17 protein-coding genes are annotated in these 17,220 nt (G+C 46.5%); all 17 read left to right on the forward strand.

The window, feature by feature from the left end; genetic code table 11:
* Positions 1-14 precede the first annotated feature (14 nt).
* Positions 15-1,283: a histidine--tRNA ligase gene (gene hisS, locus ACED48_RS05735; RefSeq protein WP_017056194.1), complete on the forward strand. Its 1,269-nt coding sequence runs from the start codon at positions 15-17 to the stop codon at positions 1,281-1,283.
* 76 nt (positions 1,284-1,359) lie between these two features.
* Positions 1,360-1,974, forward strand: coding sequence for a YfgM family protein (locus ACED48_RS05740; protein ID WP_017056195.1), 615 nt, complete (start codon positions 1,360-1,362; stop codon positions 1,972-1,974).
* Positions 1,975-1,984: 10 nt separating this feature from the next.
* Positions 1,985-3,145 carry an outer membrane protein assembly factor BamB gene (gene bamB / locus ACED48_RS05745; RefSeq protein ID WP_017056196.1) on the forward strand — a complete coding sequence of 387 codons (1,161 nt, stop codon included), beginning with the start codon at positions 1,985-1,987 and terminating at the stop codon, positions 3,143-3,145.
* Between the two features lie 158 nt (positions 3,146-3,303).
* Positions 3,304-4,785 (forward strand): ribosome biogenesis GTPase Der, encoded by a 1,482-nt coding sequence (der, locus tag ACED48_RS05750; protein WP_017056197.1) that lies wholly within the window; start codon positions 3,304-3,306, stop codon positions 4,783-4,785.
* Positions 4,786-4,917: 132 nt separating this feature from the next.
* On the forward strand, positions 4,918-5,820 hold the full coding sequence (locus tag ACED48_RS05755; protein WP_017056198.1) for a metal-dependent hydrolase: 903 nt from the start codon (positions 4,918-4,920) through the stop codon (positions 5,818-5,820).
* A 402-nt stretch (positions 5,821-6,222) separates the two neighbouring features.
* Positions 6,223-6,450: a zinc ribbon domain-containing protein gene (locus ACED48_RS05760; RefSeq protein WP_017056199.1), complete on the forward strand. Its 228-nt coding sequence runs from the start codon at positions 6,223-6,225 to the stop codon at positions 6,448-6,450.
* Between the two features lie 294 nt (positions 6,451-6,744).
* Entirely contained in the window at positions 6,745-8,031 is a 1,287-nt protein-coding gene (gene urtA / locus ACED48_RS05765) for an urea ABC transporter substrate-binding protein (protein ID WP_017056200.1), read from the forward strand.
* Between the two features lie 160 nt (positions 8,032-8,191).
* The gene (gene urtB / locus ACED48_RS05770) at positions 8,192-9,820 is read left to right on the forward strand and encodes an urea ABC transporter permease subunit UrtB (RefSeq protein ID WP_017056201.1); all 1,629 of its coding nucleotides are present in this window, start codon (positions 8,192-8,194) and stop codon (positions 9,818-9,820) included.
* 10 nt (positions 9,821-9,830) lie between these two features.
* Positions 9,831-11,003 carry an urea ABC transporter permease subunit UrtC gene (gene urtC, locus ACED48_RS05775; protein ID WP_017056202.1) on the forward strand — a complete coding sequence of 391 codons (1,173 nt, stop codon included), beginning with the start codon at positions 9,831-9,833 and terminating at the stop codon, positions 11,001-11,003.
* The gene (gene urtD, locus ACED48_RS05780; protein WP_017056203.1) at positions 11,000-11,842 is read left to right on the forward strand and encodes an urea ABC transporter ATP-binding protein UrtD; all 843 of its coding nucleotides are present in this window, start codon (positions 11,000-11,002) and stop codon (positions 11,840-11,842) included. Before urtC ends, urtD begins: the two co-directional genes overlap by 4 nt.
* Before the next feature lies 1 nt (position 11,843).
* On the forward strand, positions 11,844-12,539 hold the full coding sequence (gene urtE, locus ACED48_RS05785) for an urea ABC transporter ATP-binding subunit UrtE (protein ID WP_017056204.1): 696 nt from the start codon (positions 11,844-11,846) through the stop codon (positions 12,537-12,539).
* The gene (locus tag ACED48_RS05790) at positions 12,536-13,483 is read left to right on the forward strand and encodes an urease accessory protein UreD (protein ID WP_017056205.1); all 948 of its coding nucleotides are present in this window, start codon (positions 12,536-12,538) and stop codon (positions 13,481-13,483) included. Before urtE ends, ACED48_RS05790 begins: the two co-directional genes overlap by 4 nt.
* Before the next feature lie 130 nt (positions 13,484-13,613).
* Positions 13,614-13,916: an urease subunit gamma gene (ureA, locus tag ACED48_RS05795; protein ID WP_004735119.1), complete on the forward strand. Its 303-nt coding sequence runs from the start codon at positions 13,614-13,616 to the stop codon at positions 13,914-13,916.
* Between the two features lie 11 nt (positions 13,917-13,927).
* A complete protein-coding gene (locus ACED48_RS05800; protein WP_017056206.1) occupies positions 13,928-14,263 on the forward strand; it encodes an urease subunit beta in 336 nt (111 codons plus the stop codon).
* A 40-nt stretch (positions 14,264-14,303) separates the two neighbouring features.
* Entirely contained in the window at positions 14,304-16,007 is a 1,704-nt protein-coding gene (gene ureC, locus ACED48_RS05805) for an urease subunit alpha (protein ID WP_017056207.1), read from the forward strand.
* 62 nt (positions 16,008-16,069) lie between these two features.
* Entirely contained in the window at positions 16,070-16,522 is a 453-nt protein-coding gene (gene ureE / locus ACED48_RS05810; RefSeq protein WP_017056208.1) for an urease accessory protein UreE, read from the forward strand.
* A gap of 78 nt (positions 16,523-16,600) precedes the next feature.
* Positions 16,601-17,197 (forward strand): HupE/UreJ family protein, encoded by a 597-nt coding sequence (locus ACED48_RS05815; RefSeq protein WP_017056209.1) that lies wholly within the window; start codon positions 16,601-16,603, stop codon positions 17,195-17,197.
* The last annotated feature ends 23 nt before the right edge of the window (positions 17,198-17,220 follow it).

The raw sequence follows: 17,220 nt of genomic DNA on the forward strand, positions 1-17,220 counted from the left end.
ACGGAATAAATACTGTGGCTAAAAATATTCAAGCAATTCGAGGCATGAACGACTGCCTTCCAACTCAATCACCACTGTGGCAAAAAGTAGAAAGCGCAGTTAAAAACGTGGTGAGCGCATACGGTTACAACGAAGTACGTATGCCTATCGTTGAAGAAACAAACCTATTTAGCCGTGCAGTTGGTGAAGAGACAGACGTTGTTTCTAAAGAGATGTACACCTTTGACGACCGCAATGGCGATAGCCTAACGCTGCGTCCAGAAGGCACAGCAGGTTGTGTACGTTCATGTATTCAAAATAGCCTTATCAACCGTGATGAACAGCGCCTATGGTACATGGGCCCTATGTTCCGTCACGAGCGTCCTCAAAAAGGTCGTTACCGTCAATTCCACCAATGTGGTGTTGAAGTGTTTGGCCTAGACGGTCCAGACGTTGACGCAGAACTTATCATGATGACAGCACGTCTATGGCGTGAGCTAGGCATCGATAAGCACGTTCGCCTAGAGCTGAACTCAATCGGTTCTCAAGAAGATCGCGTAAGCTACCGCACTGCGTTAGTGGCTTTCCTTGAGCAACATATTGATGTGCTTGACGAAGACTGCAAACGTCGTATGCATACTAACCCTCTACGTGTACTAGATACTAAGAACCCTGATGTTCAAGCTATCTTAGGTGACGCACCTCGACTATCTGAATATCTAGGTGAAGAATCGAAGCAACATTTTGCTGGTTTGTGTGAACTTCTTGACGCTGTTGGTATCGAATACCAAGTTAATGAGCGTCTAGTACGTGGTTTAGATTACTACAACCGTACCGTATTTGAGTGGATCACCGACAGCCTTGGTGCACAAGGTACTGTATGTGGTGGTGGTCGCTACGATGGTCTTGTTGAGCAACTAGGCGGCAAAGCAACTAATGCGGTTGGTTTTGCAATGGGTCTAGAGCGTTTGGTTCTGATGATGGAAACGCTAGAACTAACAGAAGTTCGCCGTAGCGTTGACGTATACATGGTTGCTGCTGGTGAAGGTACAATGATCGCGGGCATGCAGTTAGCGAATCAATTACGCGACAACCTAGAAGGTGTACGCGTGATGAACCATTTCGGTGGCGGTAACTTCAAGAAGCAATTCAAGCGTGCTGACAAAGTAGGTGCTGTTGTGGCACTCGTGCTTGGTGAGAACGAAGTTGCTGACAATACTGTCGTGCTAAAAGATTTGGTTGGCGGCGTGCAAGAAACCGTGTCTCAAACGGAAGTTGCAGAGAAAGTGGCTGCGCTAATCTAAACCATTGAGCAAACGCTCATAATGAATACTAACGTCAGCACTATGCTGGCGTTTAAAGAATTAAAGAGGACAGGAAGTGGAACTTTACGATAGCGAAGAGCAACAAGTTGAAGCCATTAAAGATTGGTGGAAAGAGAACGGTAAGGCCGTAATCTTTGGTGCAGTTATTGGTTTAGGTGGTCTATTTGGTTGGCGCTATTACCAAGATTCAGTCGTCGAAGCGCGTGAAGCTGCTTCGGAAAGCTACACTTCTGTAATTTCAGCGCTTGATGCTAAAGGCGTTGCGGCTCAATCTGATATTCAAGCTTTCATCAACGCAAACAAAGACGCTGAGTACTCAGTACTTGCTGCAATGCAACTTGCAAAAGCACAAGTACAAGCAGGTGAGCTTTCAGGTGCGCTTGAACAGCTTGAGTGGGCAAAATCGGCAACGAAGGATGCAGCACTTGAGCCTCTGCTTACTTACCGTGTTGCACGAATTAAAGCTGAGCAAGGTGAATTTGACGCAGCATTGACTGACCTTGCTGCAATGACTGATGAATCTTGGAAAGGCCGTGTTGCGGAACTGCGTGGTGATATCTCACTTCGTAAAGGCGACACTGACGCAGCATACAGTGCCTATACAGAAGCACAGCAAGCTGTTGATGCGAGCCAAACGCTTCAAATCAAACTTGACGACCTAGCTAAATAAGGCGCTTTGAATGAAGAAGATGTTTCCAAAAGCGGCGTTATGTGCGATTGCTCTTGGCCTACTAGCTGGCTGTGCAGGTGAAGAAGACACCGTAATCATGGCGCCAGTACCAACAGTAAACAGTGAGTTCACTCCCAAACAAGAGTGGTCTACGTCGGTTGGTGATGGTGTTGGTCACTACTTTTCCAAATTAACGCCAGAGCTTGCTTACGACAAAGTGTTTGTCGCGAGCCGTGACGGTATTGTTAAAGCGCTAGACCCTGAAACGGGTAAAAAGTTGTGGGAAAATGATCTTGAAAAAGAAGTGATCGCACGCTTATCTGGTGGCCTAACAGCAGCTTACGGCAAAGTGTTCTTAGGTTCTGAAAATGGCGAAGTGATCGCGTTAGACGAATCGACTGGTGAAGAGCTATGGCGTGTGTCAGTGAATGGTGAGGTGCTTGCATCACCCGTGACTGAAAACAACATGGTTATTGTGCATACCAGTCGGGGCATGTTGATCGCGTTAGATCAAGACAAGGGTGATCAAAAGTGGGCCATCAGCACTGAAGTACCAAGCCTAACATTACGTGGTGACAGCACACCAGTAGCGGTTTCTGGTGGTGTATTCTGGGGTACAGCAAATGGTCGTCTAGCAGCTGCTATCGTGGACCGTGGTCAGCTTATTTGGCAACAGCCAGTCGGCACGCCAAAAGGTGCAACCGAAATCGATCGTTTAGTAGATGTTGATGCATCTCCGGTTGTTCTTGGAGGCACCTTGTATACCGTGGGTATCAATGGTCAGCTAATCGCTATCGATCTTCGCTCTGGCAAGCCCGTTTGGAAACGTAACTACTCGTCAGCGATAGACTTAGCGAGTGATGGCAGTCGTTTGTTTGTGGTCACAGACAAAGATCATGTGGTTGCGGTTGATGCTCGTAGTGGTACTGAACTTTGGAGCACTCCATTGTTAGAAAACCGTCTACTAACGGCTCCTGCTATTATTAACGGTTATGTAGTTGTCGGTGATACGGAAGGTTACCTGCACTGGTTAGATCGTTCATCTGGTGAATTTGTTGCTCAACAGCTAGTCGATGATAGCGGCTTTGCGGTTGCACCAATTGAAATGCCTGAAGGCTACTTAGTGACGACTCGCAATGGCGATGTAAAGAAACTAACGATTAGCAAATAAAAGCGTGATATAATTCACAATCGGCTCCTGGTTGGTAACAGCTAGGAGCCGTTTTGTTGTTATAAATTAATAAACCATGTGGTTATAGGTAAGAGTTTAAACTTGCGAACAAGAGTTTACCTATAACTACATTTAGAGAAGAAATTGTAGAGGTTGTTATGGTACCTGTTGTTGCTCTAGTAGGGCGTCCGAACGTAGGTAAATCTACGTTATTTAACCGATTGACTCGAACTCGTGATGCATTGGTTGCGGATTTTCCTGGCTTAACGCGTGACCGTAAATATGGCCATGCTCATTTTAGTGAGCATGAGTTTATTGTTATCGACACTGGTGGTATCGACGGTACTGAAGATGGTGTTGAAACTAAAATGGCTGAACAGTCGCTAGCGGCGATTGACGAGGCTGATGTTGTCCTATTTATGGTAGATGGCCGTGCGGGCCTAACACCTTCAGATGTGGCAATTGCTAAGCACCTTCGTCAGCTAGAAAAGCCTTCAATGCTAGTAGTAAACAAGGTGGATGGTATCGACCCTGATGCTGCAAGTGCTGACTTTTGGCAACTAGGCGTAGAAGACATGTACCAAATCGCAGCAGCGCACGGTCGTGGTGTAACAGCGCTGATTGACCTTGCTCTTAACCCATTCGCAGAAGCGCTAAAAGCTGAGAATGGTGAAGTAAGCGATTTAACAGAGTTTGAAGACGAAGAAGAAGAGCAAGTTGATTTCACTGAAGAAGAGGCTGAAGAAGAGTTCCAGCGCCTTCAAGATCAACCAATTAAGTTAGCGATCATTGGTCGTCCTAACGTAGGTAAATCAACACTCACCAACCGTATTCTTGGTGAAGAGCGCGTAGTTGTTTATGATATGCCAGGTACAACTCGCGATTCTATTTATATTCCAATGCAGCGTGATGAGCGTGAATACGTTCTAATTGATACTGCGGGTGTTCGTCGTCGTAAAAACATCAATGAAACCGTAGAAAAGTTCTCTGTAGTAAAAACATTGAAAGCGATTGAAGATGCTAACGTTGTATTGCTGCTTATTGATGCCCGTGAAAATATCTCGGATCAAGATCTAAGCTTGTTAGGCTTTGCATTGAACGCGGGTCGTTCAATCGTGATTGCAGTAAACAAATGGGATGGCCTAGATAGCGACGTTAAAGATCGCGTTAAGAAAGAGCTAGACCGTCGTTTAGGTTTCGTCGATTTCGCACGTATTCACTTTATTTCTGCACTTCACGGTACAGGAGTTGGTCACTTGTTTGAGTCTGTTCAAGAGGCTTACAAGTCAGCGACGACTCGTGTTGGTACTTCTGTTCTAACTCGTATCATGAAAATGGCGACTGATGATCACCAACCGCCGATGGTTCGTGGCCGTCGCGTGAAACTGAAATACGCGCACGCTGGTGGCTATAACCCACCGATTATCGTTATCCACGGTAACCAAGTACGTAACTTGCCAGATTCATACAAGCGATTCTTGATGAACTACTACCGTCGTTCACTAGAGATTATGGGTACACCAATTCGCATTCAATTCCAGAATAGCGAGAACCCATTTGAGGCTAAGACAAACAAGCTAACAGTCTCTCAAGAACGTAAACGTAAGCGTATGATGAGCATGATGAAAGGTCGTAAGTAGCTCTTTCCAATAAATTTGATACCCGAGCCTGTCTCGGGTATTTTTTTAAGCAAAATTTACGTTAATCCATAATTAGTTCCTCTGTATCGCTATGGATTAACGAACCAGATTAGATTCCAGAAGAAGAACGATATGACAACTAGCGATTTGATCACACAAGCTGAAGTAATCACACCAACCATCACTCAATTTTGCCATCAGATTTGGCAGCTCAACGCAAAGGCGCTGCACGTTGAAAGTGACGACAGCAAAACTTACCTGATCACCGACGTAACACCTTTCCACCCTGTGAGTCATATTTGGCCCGATCACCCGGCAGACCAAGGCTTTGTCACTGTTGATGACGTGCAATATCCAGTTGAAGATTGCCTTGTGGGAGCAATAGAACAATCTACTGGAAAACTTTGTATCGCAGCAGATATTCCTGTTAAGCGTGATGCTGAAGGCTGGGTATTTGTTGTTGTCCATCAGTTATCGGCATCAGCTTCTATGATTAATATTCACGACGAAATCGTGTTGTCGGTTGATAAAGAGTACCAATCCAGCCTTAGCCGAGGTCACAGCGCAGGTCACATTGCTTCCTTAGCGCTGAATAAAGTATTAGCAGAGAGTTACTGGCGCAAAGATGCCGACAGAAAAGATCCGCTCGGCAGCTATGACTTTAATAGTTACGCTCAAGTGACGAGCTTTGTGACTCAAGAGTTGTGTACCGACAAGTATCGCTTGGGTAAAACTCTGAAGAAACGGGGCTTGAACGTTGCAGACCTGCTAGCAAACCTTGATGGCATTGAAACTGATATCAATCAGATGATTTCTGGCTGGCTTGCAGAGCCGACGCCAGTAGCAATGAGACTGGAAGGCGAGGCATTAACAGACTCTCGTTACTGGGAGTGGCAGTTGGATGCTGATACTTTAGTGTCTATACCGTGTGGTGGCACTCACATTGAGAATACGTCAGAGCTTAAGGCATTGTCCGTTAAGTTAACCCAGTTAGATGACCAGCACATTGAAATGCTGACGCATGTAATTCGATGATTCAGATTACAGATCGAAATTACTTATGCTGTTTTCTTTGTTTTTAAATGTCACTTTTAATACAAATGACTATTTAAAATTGAAATGCAGCACATGTAACTTATGCTTTCGGTGTGTGGTGATATAAATATTCTTTTTAGGGTAGATCGCTGATCAAAACAGATAAAGCAAAAGATCAACCTATGATCTTCGGTTTTCTGTCGTACTCATTTAGTCTGCCAATAGCAACTAATACGACCTTGCACAAGAACGATCTGCGCCAAAATATATAATTGAAAGCACTGACGAATGGCGCAACAATCTGTCTTAGAAGCCTATCGAGAATTAAAGAGTTTGTTTCGAAAGCTACATAAGCTTCATCAGTAGTAGATTATAAAAATAGTAGTAAATTAGGAAGTGCTAATGAGTGAAAATATCTGCCCTAAATGCCAATCTGAGCTAGCTTGGGATGGCAAGTATCACTGTGAAAGTTGTCAGGCTCACTTTACTAAAGTTGGGTTTTGCCCTGAGTGCAGCAGCCAACTTGAGAAGCTTCAAGCCTGTGGCGCGGCGAGCTATTTTTGCAACGGTGATTGCAACGAGTTGAAATCAAAGTCGAGAGTAAAATTCGAATTTCAACCAGCGGAATAGCCTTAAACTCATGGTTTGAACGACTATCGGTGATGTTATACCAGAGACTCAATACTAAAGTGTTGGGTCTTTTTTGTATCTGAAGAACAGGAATGTGTCATCTTGGTTCATTCCCACCGTCACTGCACCAGCATGAAACATAGTTACATAATTACTATGCACATTATTGGTGTGATTTGTTTTTAAATTCTATTAATACAATAAGTTATAAATTTATTGACCAATTTTTAAGTTTGGCACTCTTCTTGTAACTCTGTAATTGGATAACAAAAATACAATTATGGAGTAACAATCATGAACAAGGTGTTCAATTTATCGCTAGCTGCACTGTGTACAACACTTTCATTTTCTTCTGCAACAGTGTTTGCTGCTGATGAGACCATCAAGGTCGGTGTTCTACACTCACTCTCTGGCACCATGGCGATCAGTGAGACCACGCTAAAAGATACCGTGCTAATGCTCATCGAAGAGCAGAACAAAAAGGGCGGTTTGCTTGGCAAGAAGCTAGAGCCTGTCGTGGTTGACCCTGCGTCAAACTGGCCGCTATTTGCTGAGAAAGCGCGTGAGCTTATCGAAAAAGAGAAAGTGGATGTGGTGTTCGGTGGTTGGACATCGGTATCACGTAAATCGATGTTGCCTGTCTTTGAAGAACTCAACAGCATCCTTTTCTACCCAGTACAGTATGAAGGTGAAGAGTCTTCTAAAAACGTTTTCTACACCGGTGCCGCGCCAAACCAACAAGCGATCCCAGCAGTGGATTACTTGATGGAAGAGCTTGAAGTTGAACGTTGGGTACTTGCAGGTACCGATTACGTTTATCCACGTACCACCAATAAGATCTTAGAGGCCTACCTAAAAAGTAAAGGTGTCGCAGAAGAAGACATCATGATCAACTACACACCGTTTGGTCATTCTGATTGGCAATCTATTGTTTCAGATATCAAAAAGTTCGGCGAAGCCGGTAAGAAAACCGCAGTGGTTTCTACTGTCAACGGCGATGCGAACGTTCCTTTCTATAAAGAGTTAGGCGCTCAAGGCATTTCATCTGAAGACATCCCAGTTATTGCATTCTCTGTCGGTGAAGAAGAACTGTCGGGTATGGATACAGAACCCCTAGTTGGTCACCTTGCGGCGTGGAACTACTTCATGAGTGTTGATACCGAAGCCAATGAAGAGTTTGTTGAAACGTGGCAGTCGTTCATTAAAAGTGAAAAGCGTGTCACCAATGACCCAATGGAAGCGCATTATGTTGGCTTCAACATGTGGGCTCAAGCGGTTACTAATGCGGGCACAACCGATCCAGAATCTGTGCAAGATGCCTTGATTGGCGTGTCGGTTCCTAACCTTTCTGGCGGCTACTCAACCATGCTGCCAAACCACCACATTACCAAACCCGTCCTGATCGGTGAGATCCAAGACGATGGTCAATTCGATATCGTTTGGGAAACCACTGGTCTTGTTGCGGGCGATGCCTGGTCTAGTTATTTACCTGAATCAGCGAAGCTGTTCTCTAGCTGGTCGAAGCCATTTTCATGTGGTGCGTTTAACGTCGAAACGAAGAAGTGTTCTGGCGGTAACTAGAGCGTCAATTCAGGAATATTGAGCCTTCCGGTTTGGGAAGAACGCGTCTGTTTAATGGGCGAAGCGAACGGAAGGCTCATCGTTTCAGGTAACAACCACTATCCACACATCCTCCAAGTAAAAATAACAATATCTAACTTGGTTGGTTAAGGAAGCAGGGATGAAAAACGTATTAAACGTATTTAAAGCGCTGTTGCTCATGGCAGTCAGTGCTCAGTTGGCTTTTGCTGGAATAACGGATGAAGCTAGCTTTACCAAGGCGCTAGTTGGTAAGAAAACATCGGATAAAGAATTGGCTATCGATTGGGTGATTGAGGCACAGACGGGAGACATTTCGAAACCTATTTTGGATGGCTGGTTAAACGGAGATCTTTACTACTTTAATGAGAAACAGAGCGAGCAGTACAAACAGCTCTACCTCATTCAAAGTATCAAAACAGCGACGTCAGCTCTGTCTGTATGGGATGATTCAACGCTGAATATCGAGAATGCGAGACAGTTTAAAAAGGTTCGCGTGAATAACAAACTTCGCGGGATCTTGCGCGGGGAAATCGCCTCGATTGGACTGAACAGCAGTAATCCTGATGTGCGCTATAAAGCGGTTCTGGATCTGTTAGGTACCAAAGACGCTGATATCATCGAACGCATCGCTGAACTCAGAACCAACGAATCAGATAGCAAAGTGGCAGAGCTGATGGATCTCTCATTGGCTATTTATACCGCCCTTGATCAAAGCGTAACCATTGAAGACCGAGTCACGTCGATTGAGCGAATCGGTGACTTCAAACATTCGGTGGTACTCAAAACCTTGAATCAACTGCTCAACAGCGAACAAGATCCAAAAGTCTTGGCAGCGGCAGAGCGTGCGATGGACGATTATCAACAAAGCCAATCACTCTATTCGGGTGTGGAAACGGTATTCTTCGGCTTGAGCTTAGGTTCTGTATTGGTGCTGGCGGGCATTGGCTTAGCGATTACCTTTGGTGTGATGGGCGTTATCAACATGGCTCATGGCGAGCTGATCATGATTGGCGCTTATACCACCTATGTATTGCAGTTGTTGATGCCGAATCATATTGGCCTAGCGTTGATACTTTCCATCCCAGCGGCATTCATTGTTTCTGGCTTAGTGGGCATTGCGATTGAGCGAAGTGTAATTCGTCATCTTTACGGTCGCCCATTGGAAACCTTACTCGCGACCTTTGGTATTAGCTTGATCTTGCAGCAAGCCGTTCGTTCTATTTTCTCTCCTTTGAACCGCTCAGTGAGCACGCCTGAATGGATGTCTGGCGCACTTCAATTGAACCCAATGTTGTCCCTGACCTATAACCGACTTTATATCATCTTGTTCTGTGGTTTGGTGTTTATGGGCTTATTAATGGTTCTGAAAAAGACACCATTAGGCTTGCAGGTTCGTGCGGTTTCTCAAAACCGTGGCATGGCTCGTGCGATGGGGATTCGTTCTGAGCGAGTTGATGCGATGACCTTCGGTTTAGGCTCTGGCGTTGCGGGTGTCGCGGGTGTGGCGCTGTCTCAACTGACCAACGTTGGCCCAAATATGGGACAGGCGTACATCATAGATTCATTCATGGTGGTGGTATTTGGCGGTGTTGGCAACTTGTGGGGCACGCTAGTCGCAGGCTTAAGCCTTGGTTTATTCAATAAGATTTTAGAACCATGGGCTGGTGCGGTTCTCGCCAAGATTCTGGTACTGGTTTTCATCATTCTATTTATTCAAAAACGCCCACGCGGACTGTTCCCGCAACGTGGTCGTGCGGCTGAAGGTTAAGGACAACATCATGCAGTCAAAATCATTTGTACTTTCGGCGATGCGTGGTGACAAAGGTGGACAACTGACCATCCTTGCCATTCTTGCGGCCGTCATTCTTATCCCACTGGCTAACACCATGTTACCAAGTGGGCACCCGCTCTATGTCGAGACTTTCACTATCTCACTAATGGGGAAATACCTGAGCTACGCAATGTTGGCGTTGGCGCTCGATCTTGTGTGGGGCTATCTCGGAATATTGAGCCTCGGCCACGGTGCTTTCTTTGCGCTTGGTGGTTATGCGATGGGCATGTACTTGATGCGTCAGATTGGTGACCGTGGGGTTTATGGTGACCCAATCCTGCCTGACTTTATGGTGTTCCTTGATTGGTCGGTGTTGCCGTGGTTCTGGCAGGGCTTCGATCAGTTCTGGTTCGCTTGCTTGATGGTGGTGCTAGTGCCGGGCGCGTTGGCTTACTTGTTTGGTTATCTTGCTTTCCGTTCTCGCGTGTCAGGGGTATATCTTTCTATCATGACTCAAGCGTTAACTTACGCATTGATGCTGGCATTTTTCCGCAACGAGATGGGCTTTGGTGGTAACAACGGACTGACGGATTTCAAAGACATTATTGGTCTGAGCTTGCAGAGTGATGCGGTCAAGATTGGTCTGTTTGTCGCGACTGGCGTTGCACTCATTCTCAGCTACATCGCGTGTCGTATGGTGGTGACCAGTCGATTAGGCCGTGTGGCATTAGCGATTCGTGATACGGAATCTCGCACTCGCTTTATGGGCTACGACGTCGATGGCATCAAGCTGTGGGTCTTCGTTCTTTCAGCGGTTATCGCGGGTATTGCTGGGGCTTTATATGTGCCTCAAGTTGGCATCATTAACCCGGGAGAATTTGCTCCTCTTAACTCGATTGAGATTGTGGTTTGGGTTGCCTTAGGCGGTCGTGCCACTCTGTTTGGCGCCATTGTCGGGGCATTGATCATCAACTACGCCAAGAGCTGGTTTACGGTTGAATTCCCGGAGGTGTGGCTGTTTGCTCTGGGTGGACTATTCGTACTCTCAACCATGTACTTCCCACAAGGTGTGATTGGCTTTGTTAGTGAAAGGTGGCAGCAGCTGCGCAAGGCATCAAATGGGAAAAACCAAGATAAAGATAAGGATGATCAGCATAAGGCCAAGGAGGTGATCGCATGACCACATTTAATAGCGTAAAGGAATCGGTTCAGGCGTTCACTCGTCGAGACGAAGTCTTTGATTACCTCAAACCCGATATTCATCCTGCCATCGATACTCGACATAACGTGCTGTTGTATGTCGAAGGCGTCAACAAAAGCTTTGATGGTTTCCAAGCGATAAATGATCTCAACCTCTATATCAAAGAGGGCGAACTGCGCTGCATCATCGGCCCTAATGGGGCAGGTAAAACCACCATGATGGACATCATCACAGGTAAAACTAAGCCGGACACTGGCGAGGTGTGGTTGGGTTCGAACATCAACTTATTGAAGATGAATGAAGCCGAAATTGCCAATGCAGGCGTTGGGCGTAAATTCCAAAAACCGACCGTGATTGAGTGTTTAACTGTGTGGCAGAACCTTGAATTAGCCATGGCCGGTGACCGTTCAGTGTGGGCAACTTTCACTGCTGTGATGTCTGGTGAACAGAAAGACAAACTGACCTCTGTGCTTGAGTTGATTCATTTAAAAGACGAAGCGGCGAATTTGGCAGGTAACCTGTCTCACGGACAAAAGCAGTGGTTAGAGATAGGCATGTTATTGATGCAAAACCCTAGGCTATTGCTGGTGGATGAACCCGTTGCAGGGATGACTCACCAAGAGATGGACCGTACTTCTGAGTTACTTAACTCACTGGCAGGAAAGCACTCAGTGGTCGTGGTTGAACACGATATGGATTTCGTTCGTTCAATTGCCAGCCATGTCACCGTGCTTCATCAAGGTCATGTGTTGGCTGAAGGCACGATGGATCAAGTGCAGGCTCACCCTGAAGTTAAACAAGTTTATCTCGGAGAATAGGATGCTAGAGGTTAAATCAGTTAATCAATATTACGGTGAGAGCCATACGCTGTGGGATTTGGATATGCAGATCCCAGAAGGTAAATGCACGGTGCTAATGGGGCGAAATGGAGTCGGTAAAACCACGTTGCTGCAATGCATCATGGGGTTGGTTAAGGTCGAAAGCGGTGACATCTCATTGTCGGGCGAGTCGCTTTTGAAAACCGATGCTGAAGATCGTGCTCGCCAAGGCATCGGTTATGTGCCGCAAGGTCGTCAGATCTTTCCGATGCTCACGGTTCAAGAAAACCTAGAAGTAGGCTTGCCGATTCGAGAAAAGGGCGACCGTAAGATCCCTGAGTTCATCTTCGATATATTCCCAGTATTAAAAGAGATGCTGCATCGTCGCGGAGGTGACTTATCTGGTGGTCAGCAGCAGCAACTGGCGATTGGGCGTGCGCTGGTGGTTAATCCAAAACTGTTGATCTTGGATGAACCGACTGAAGGTATTCAGCCTAATATTGTGCAAGAAATTGGTGACATCATTCGTATGCTCAACGAGAAGATGGGACTCACCGTTCTGCTTGTTGAACAGAAGCTGCCATTTGCGAGAAAGGTCGGTGACCGATTTTGCATTCTCGACCGTGGTCGTCAGGTCGCAGAAGGTGAAATGACAGGGCTCAATGAGTCTTTGATTAAGGAGTACCTAACCGTATGAGCTCTCTATATTCTTCGAGTGAAGCAATAAATACTTCTTTAACGGGAGTTTTGTCTCTGAATGAAACCATTGAACAAGATATTAGAGACGGTTGGCAGGCGAGCTTAAACCTCACCTTTGTCGACCGCGGTGATAAAACCGTATTAAAGAATCGTCAGCAGTTTGGTCCGCTTGCGGTGCAACGCCCCCTGTATCCTGATGGGGAAACGTGTCACACCTACTTACTTCATCCCCCCGGCGGAGTAGTAGGTGGTGACACTCTCAATATTGAAGCGACCATCGAAAGCGGCGCTCATGCGTTGATCACCACACCCGGTGCGACCAAGTTCTATCGTTCTAACAACAAGTACGCCAAGCAGAAGCAAACCCTTCGAGTGAAGAAAGGCGCACGTTTAGAGTGGATGCCGCAAGAGAACATCTTTTTTCCCAATGCACACGTTCGTCTAGACACTGAAATTCGCCTTGAAAAGGGTGCACAGTTTTGGGGTTGGGAGATGCACTGTTTTGGGCGACCTGCACAGAATAAGGGATTTGAGCGTGGTCACCTTGTAGGGAAAACGGAAATCTACCTTGATAATCAAAGGCTTCTTACTGAAGGTTTTAATTTTCACGGTGGCGATAAGTTAATGATAAATATGGGGTTACTTAATTATTCAATGATGGGAACCTTTTATATCACCTCAAATGAGAAGCAAGGTTTAGAGTTGGTACAGAGCTTGCTCTTATCTATTACACAGCAAGCTTCACAGCAATCAGTCACATCAAAAACGTCGAGTGAACCCACATTAATATTGGGTGCGACTCAGATAGAAGGATTGATTGTGGTGCGAGCCTTGGGTAATTGGAGTGAAGACATCCTCCAGGCCTTTGGTCAGATATGGCAAGCAACTCGCTCTCATTTATGTGGTACGACTCCTGATTTACCAAGGATTTGGGCGACTTAGCGATTAGCCCTTTTGTACCTAGGGTGACTTCCGGCTCTAGGTACATTTTTCAAGCTTGCTGTGCTTGAATCCCACTTACTGCTCATGCGTTTTTGAGCACTAAGAAACAACACTAACAGCGGGCGGCTAAATGGAATTAACACCAAGAGAAAAAGATAAGCTACTTATCTTCTGCGCAGGAATGCTGGCACAGCAGCGCAAACAAAAAGGCTTAAAACTTAACTACCCAGAATCTATTGCACTGATCAGTAGTGCCATTCTTGAAGGTGCCCGTGAGGGTAAAACCGTTTCAGAGTTGATGGATTTTGGACGCACACTGCTTACTGTCGATGACGTTATGGAGGGGATCCCTTCCATGATCCCTGATGTACAAGTCGAAGCCACTTTTCCTGATGGCACCAAGCTGGTGACCGTTCATGAACCTATCGTGTAGGGAGAAGTAATATGGCTGGTTCCACAAAGCAATACTCAGGATTCGTTCCCGGAAAAGTCGAAACTGCTTCCGGTGACATCACTCTCAATAAAGGCCGCGACACGACGTCCATTAAGGTGCAAAACATTGGCGATCGTCCCGTTCAAATTGGCTCTCATTACCACTTCTATGAAGCAAATCCTTCGCTGATCTTTGACCGAGAAAGCACTAAAGGCTTTCGACTCAATATCCCTGCAGGCACCGCCACCCGTTTTGAGCCGGGTCAGTCGCGCAGCGTCGAGTTAGTACGTTACGCTGGTAAGTTAGAAATTTACGGCTTCCAAGGAAAGGTGATGGGCAAGCTCTAAGCGCTCTCACGGAAACAATAAAAACAACAAAGGATTGAACATGGCGAAGATATCCAAACAGGCTTACGCCGAAATGTTTGGGCCAACAATCGGAGACCGAGTGCGTCTTGCTGACACCGATTTATGGCTAGAAGTTGAAAAGGATTACACGGTATACGGCGACGAAGTGAAGTTCGGCGGCGGTAAAGTCATTCGTGATGGACAAGGGCAAAGCCAACGTCCAAGTGCCGAAACACCTGACTTGGTGATCACTAACGCGATTGTGTTGGACTACTGGGGAATCGTAAAAGCCGATGTCGCCATCAAAGATGGTCGAGTTCAGGCATTGGGCAAAGCGGGCAACCCAGATGTTCAACCAGGCGTTGATATTGTGATTGGCCCGGGCACGGAAATTTTAGCAGGTGAAGGTTCAATTTTGACGGCTGGTGGCATTGATTCACACATCCACTTTATCTGCCCACAACAAATTGAAGAGGCATTGGCGTCAGGTGTGACAACCATGATTGGCGGAGGCACAGGGCCAAACACCGGCACCAACGCGACCACATGTACGCCGGGGCCTTGGAACATGCACCGCATGCTAGAGTCACTCGATCAATTCCCGATGAACTTTGGCTTGTTAGGCAAAGGCAATGCCAGTCAGCCAGAAGCATTGCGTGAACAAGTAGCGGCAGGCGCAGTGGGTTTGAAGTTGCACGAAGATTGGGGAACCACTCCCGCTTCAATCGATACCTGTTTGAGCGTTGCTGACGAGATGGACGTACAAGTCGCGATTCATACCGACACTCTGAACGAATCTGGTTTTGTTGAATCGACGCTTGGCGCAATCGGTGATCGTGTGATTCATACTTATCACACCGAAGGTGCCGGTGGTGGTCATGCTCCCGATATTATTCGCGCCGCAGGTGAGCCGAACGTTCTGCCTTCCTCTACCAACCCAACGCGACCTTATACGGTCAATACGGTCGATGAGCATTTAGATATGTTGATGGTCTGTCATCACCTTTCACCGTCAATTGCTGAAGATGTCGCGTTCGCCGAGTCACGTATCCGCCGTGAAACTATTGCCGCTGAAGACATTCTTCATGATTTGGGCGCGTTCTCGATGATCGCTTCTGATTCACAAGCGATGGGGCGCGTAGGCGAGGTGGTAACACGTACTTGGCAAACCGCACACAAGATGAAAGTGCAGCGTGGCAGCCTAAAAGAAGATTCAGACTACAGCGATAACTTCCGTTTAAGACGTTATGTCGCTAAGTACACCATCAACCCTGCGATCACTCATGGTATGTCTCATGAAATCGGTTCGATCGAAGCCGGGAAATTAGCTGACCTAGTTCTATGGAAGCCAGCCTTTTTTGGCGTGAAACCAAGCGTGATTTTGAAAGGCGGCATGATCGCCATGGCGCCGATGGGTGACCCAAACGCTTCAATCCCAACCCCTCAGCCAGTTCACTATCGCTCTATGTTTGGTAGCTACGGCAAGGCGTGTCAGAACACATCGATGTTGTTTGTCTCTAAAGAAGCCAAGGCACAGAACATCGACAAACAGTTGGGTCTGCAGAGCTTGATTGGTGTAGTAAGTAACTGCCGAAACATCAGCAAAGCCGACATGAAGCTCAATGATTGGATGCCGAAGATTGAGGTGGATTCTCAGACGTATCAAGTGCGCGCCGATGGTGAATTACTGACGTGTGAGCCTGCTGAAGAGCTGCCAATGGCTCAAAGATACTTTTTGTTTTAACTGCGAGCTGAAGGCTCTTATTTTGAACGTTATAAATCTCACAAGGAGATTGAGGTAATAGCATGATTGAACTTACTCAAATTCAAGCCGAGTTGAACACGACTCCAGATGGCTTTCTAAGCCTGCCGATCGATAGCCGCATCAAAAGCCGCCTTAAGGTGATGCTAGATGACGGGCGCAATGCCGGCCTGTTTCTACCACGAGGTCATATCTTGCGTGGTGGCGAACAACTCTCAAGTGAATGTGGTTTAGTCGTCGAAGTGAAAGCGGCACCGGAAACCGTTTCAACCGTTTACTGTGAAGACTCGCATTTGTTAACTCGTGTTGCGTACCACCTTGGTAACCGACATGTACCACTGCAAGTCGAGGCGGGCTGGGTGCGCTATCAACACGACCATGTTTTGGACGAAATGGTTGAAGGTTTGGGTGCGACAGTGACGACCGAAAAACAACCCTTTGAACCAGAAGGTGGCGCATACGGTGGTCGCTCTGGTGGACATCACCACCATCACTAATCGAGTCATTGATGACTCACTAAAACTAAACGCTTATATAACAACGATCTTAATAACTATAAACGCAAGGATTACGCGATGAACTTTAAAACAGCAGCAGGCTTATGCACTTTCACAATAGCTTCTCTAACTACATCAACATTGGCTTTGGCTCACCCGGGGCACGGTTCGCATTCGGTTCATGAGTCTCACTCATTTATGTCTGGCTTAACTCACCCTGTGACAGGTATGGATCACCTGATCATGCTGATCGCTTTTGGTCTATTAATTGGCGCACTGTCATTTTCAACCAAGATAAAAGCCGCTCTGATTGGCGGCGGATTAGCTTCATTGGTCGTGGGGCTTATCGCAGGCCAAGCCCTAGGTTTCTCTGTAATAGTTGAACCGGCAATCATCGCTTCTCTGTTCGTCGTCAGCCTATGTTTATGGCACGTATTCTCACCATCCACCAAGCGTGTAAACAGCGTGTTAGTCGCTTCGATTGCAATGCTGTTTTTCCATGGTTACGCACACGGCGTTGAAGCCGCGAGCAACCTGACTCAATTTGCAACGGGTATGAGCATCACTGCTTTGGCATTAATGGTTATCGGTACGTTTGTTGGCCGCGCGGTTTACTCTAAATGGATGTCGGTCGGCGTGGCTTCAGTAAGCGCACTATTACTGTTAGGTGCGTAAGCTCTCGAACTTTTCGATTCTAG

This window comes from Vibrio sp. 5S239 (assembly GCF_041439575.1).
Taxonomy (GTDB): domain Bacteria; phylum Pseudomonadota; class Gammaproteobacteria; order Enterobacterales; family Vibrionaceae; genus Vibrio; species Vibrio kanaloae.

Coding starts and splice junctions, on each gene's coding strand:
- bamB (WP_017056196.1), top strand. CDS start 1,985: ATGAAGAAGATGTTTCCAAAAGCGGCGTTATGTGCGATTGCTCTTGGC.
- der (WP_017056197.1), top strand. CDS start 3,304: ATGGTACCTGTTGTTGCTCTAGTAGGGCGTCCGAACGTAGGTAAATCT.
- ACED48_RS05755 (WP_017056198.1), top strand. CDS start 4,918: ATGACAACTAGCGATTTGATCACACAAGCTGAAGTAATCACACCAACC.
- ACED48_RS05760 (WP_017056199.1), top strand. CDS start 6,223: ATGAGTGAAAATATCTGCCCTAAATGCCAATCTGAGCTAGCTTGGGAT.
- urtA (WP_017056200.1), top strand. CDS start 6,745: ATGAACAAGGTGTTCAATTTATCGCTAGCTGCACTGTGTACAACACTT.
- urtB (WP_017056201.1), top strand. CDS start 8,192: ATGAAAAACGTATTAAACGTATTTAAAGCGCTGTTGCTCATGGCAGTC.
- urtC (WP_017056202.1), top strand. CDS start 9,831: ATGCAGTCAAAATCATTTGTACTTTCGGCGATGCGTGGTGACAAAGGT.
- urtD (WP_017056203.1), top strand. CDS start 11,000: ATGACCACATTTAATAGCGTAAAGGAATCGGTTCAGGCGTTCACTCGT.
- urtE (WP_017056204.1), top strand. CDS start 11,844: ATGCTAGAGGTTAAATCAGTTAATCAATATTACGGTGAGAGCCATACG.
- ACED48_RS05790 (WP_017056205.1), top strand. CDS start 12,536: ATGAGCTCTCTATATTCTTCGAGTGAAGCAATAAATACTTCTTTAACG.
- ureA (WP_004735119.1), top strand. CDS start 13,614: ATGGAATTAACACCAAGAGAAAAAGATAAGCTACTTATCTTCTGCGCA.
- ACED48_RS05800 (WP_017056206.1), top strand. CDS start 13,928: ATGGCTGGTTCCACAAAGCAATACTCAGGATTCGTTCCCGGAAAAGTC.
- ureC (WP_017056207.1), top strand. CDS start 14,304: ATGGCGAAGATATCCAAACAGGCTTACGCCGAAATGTTTGGGCCAACA.
- ureE (WP_017056208.1), top strand. CDS start 16,070: ATGATTGAACTTACTCAAATTCAAGCCGAGTTGAACACGACTCCAGAT.
- ACED48_RS05815 (WP_017056209.1), top strand. CDS start 16,601: ATGAACTTTAAAACAGCAGCAGGCTTATGCACTTTCACAATAGCTTCT.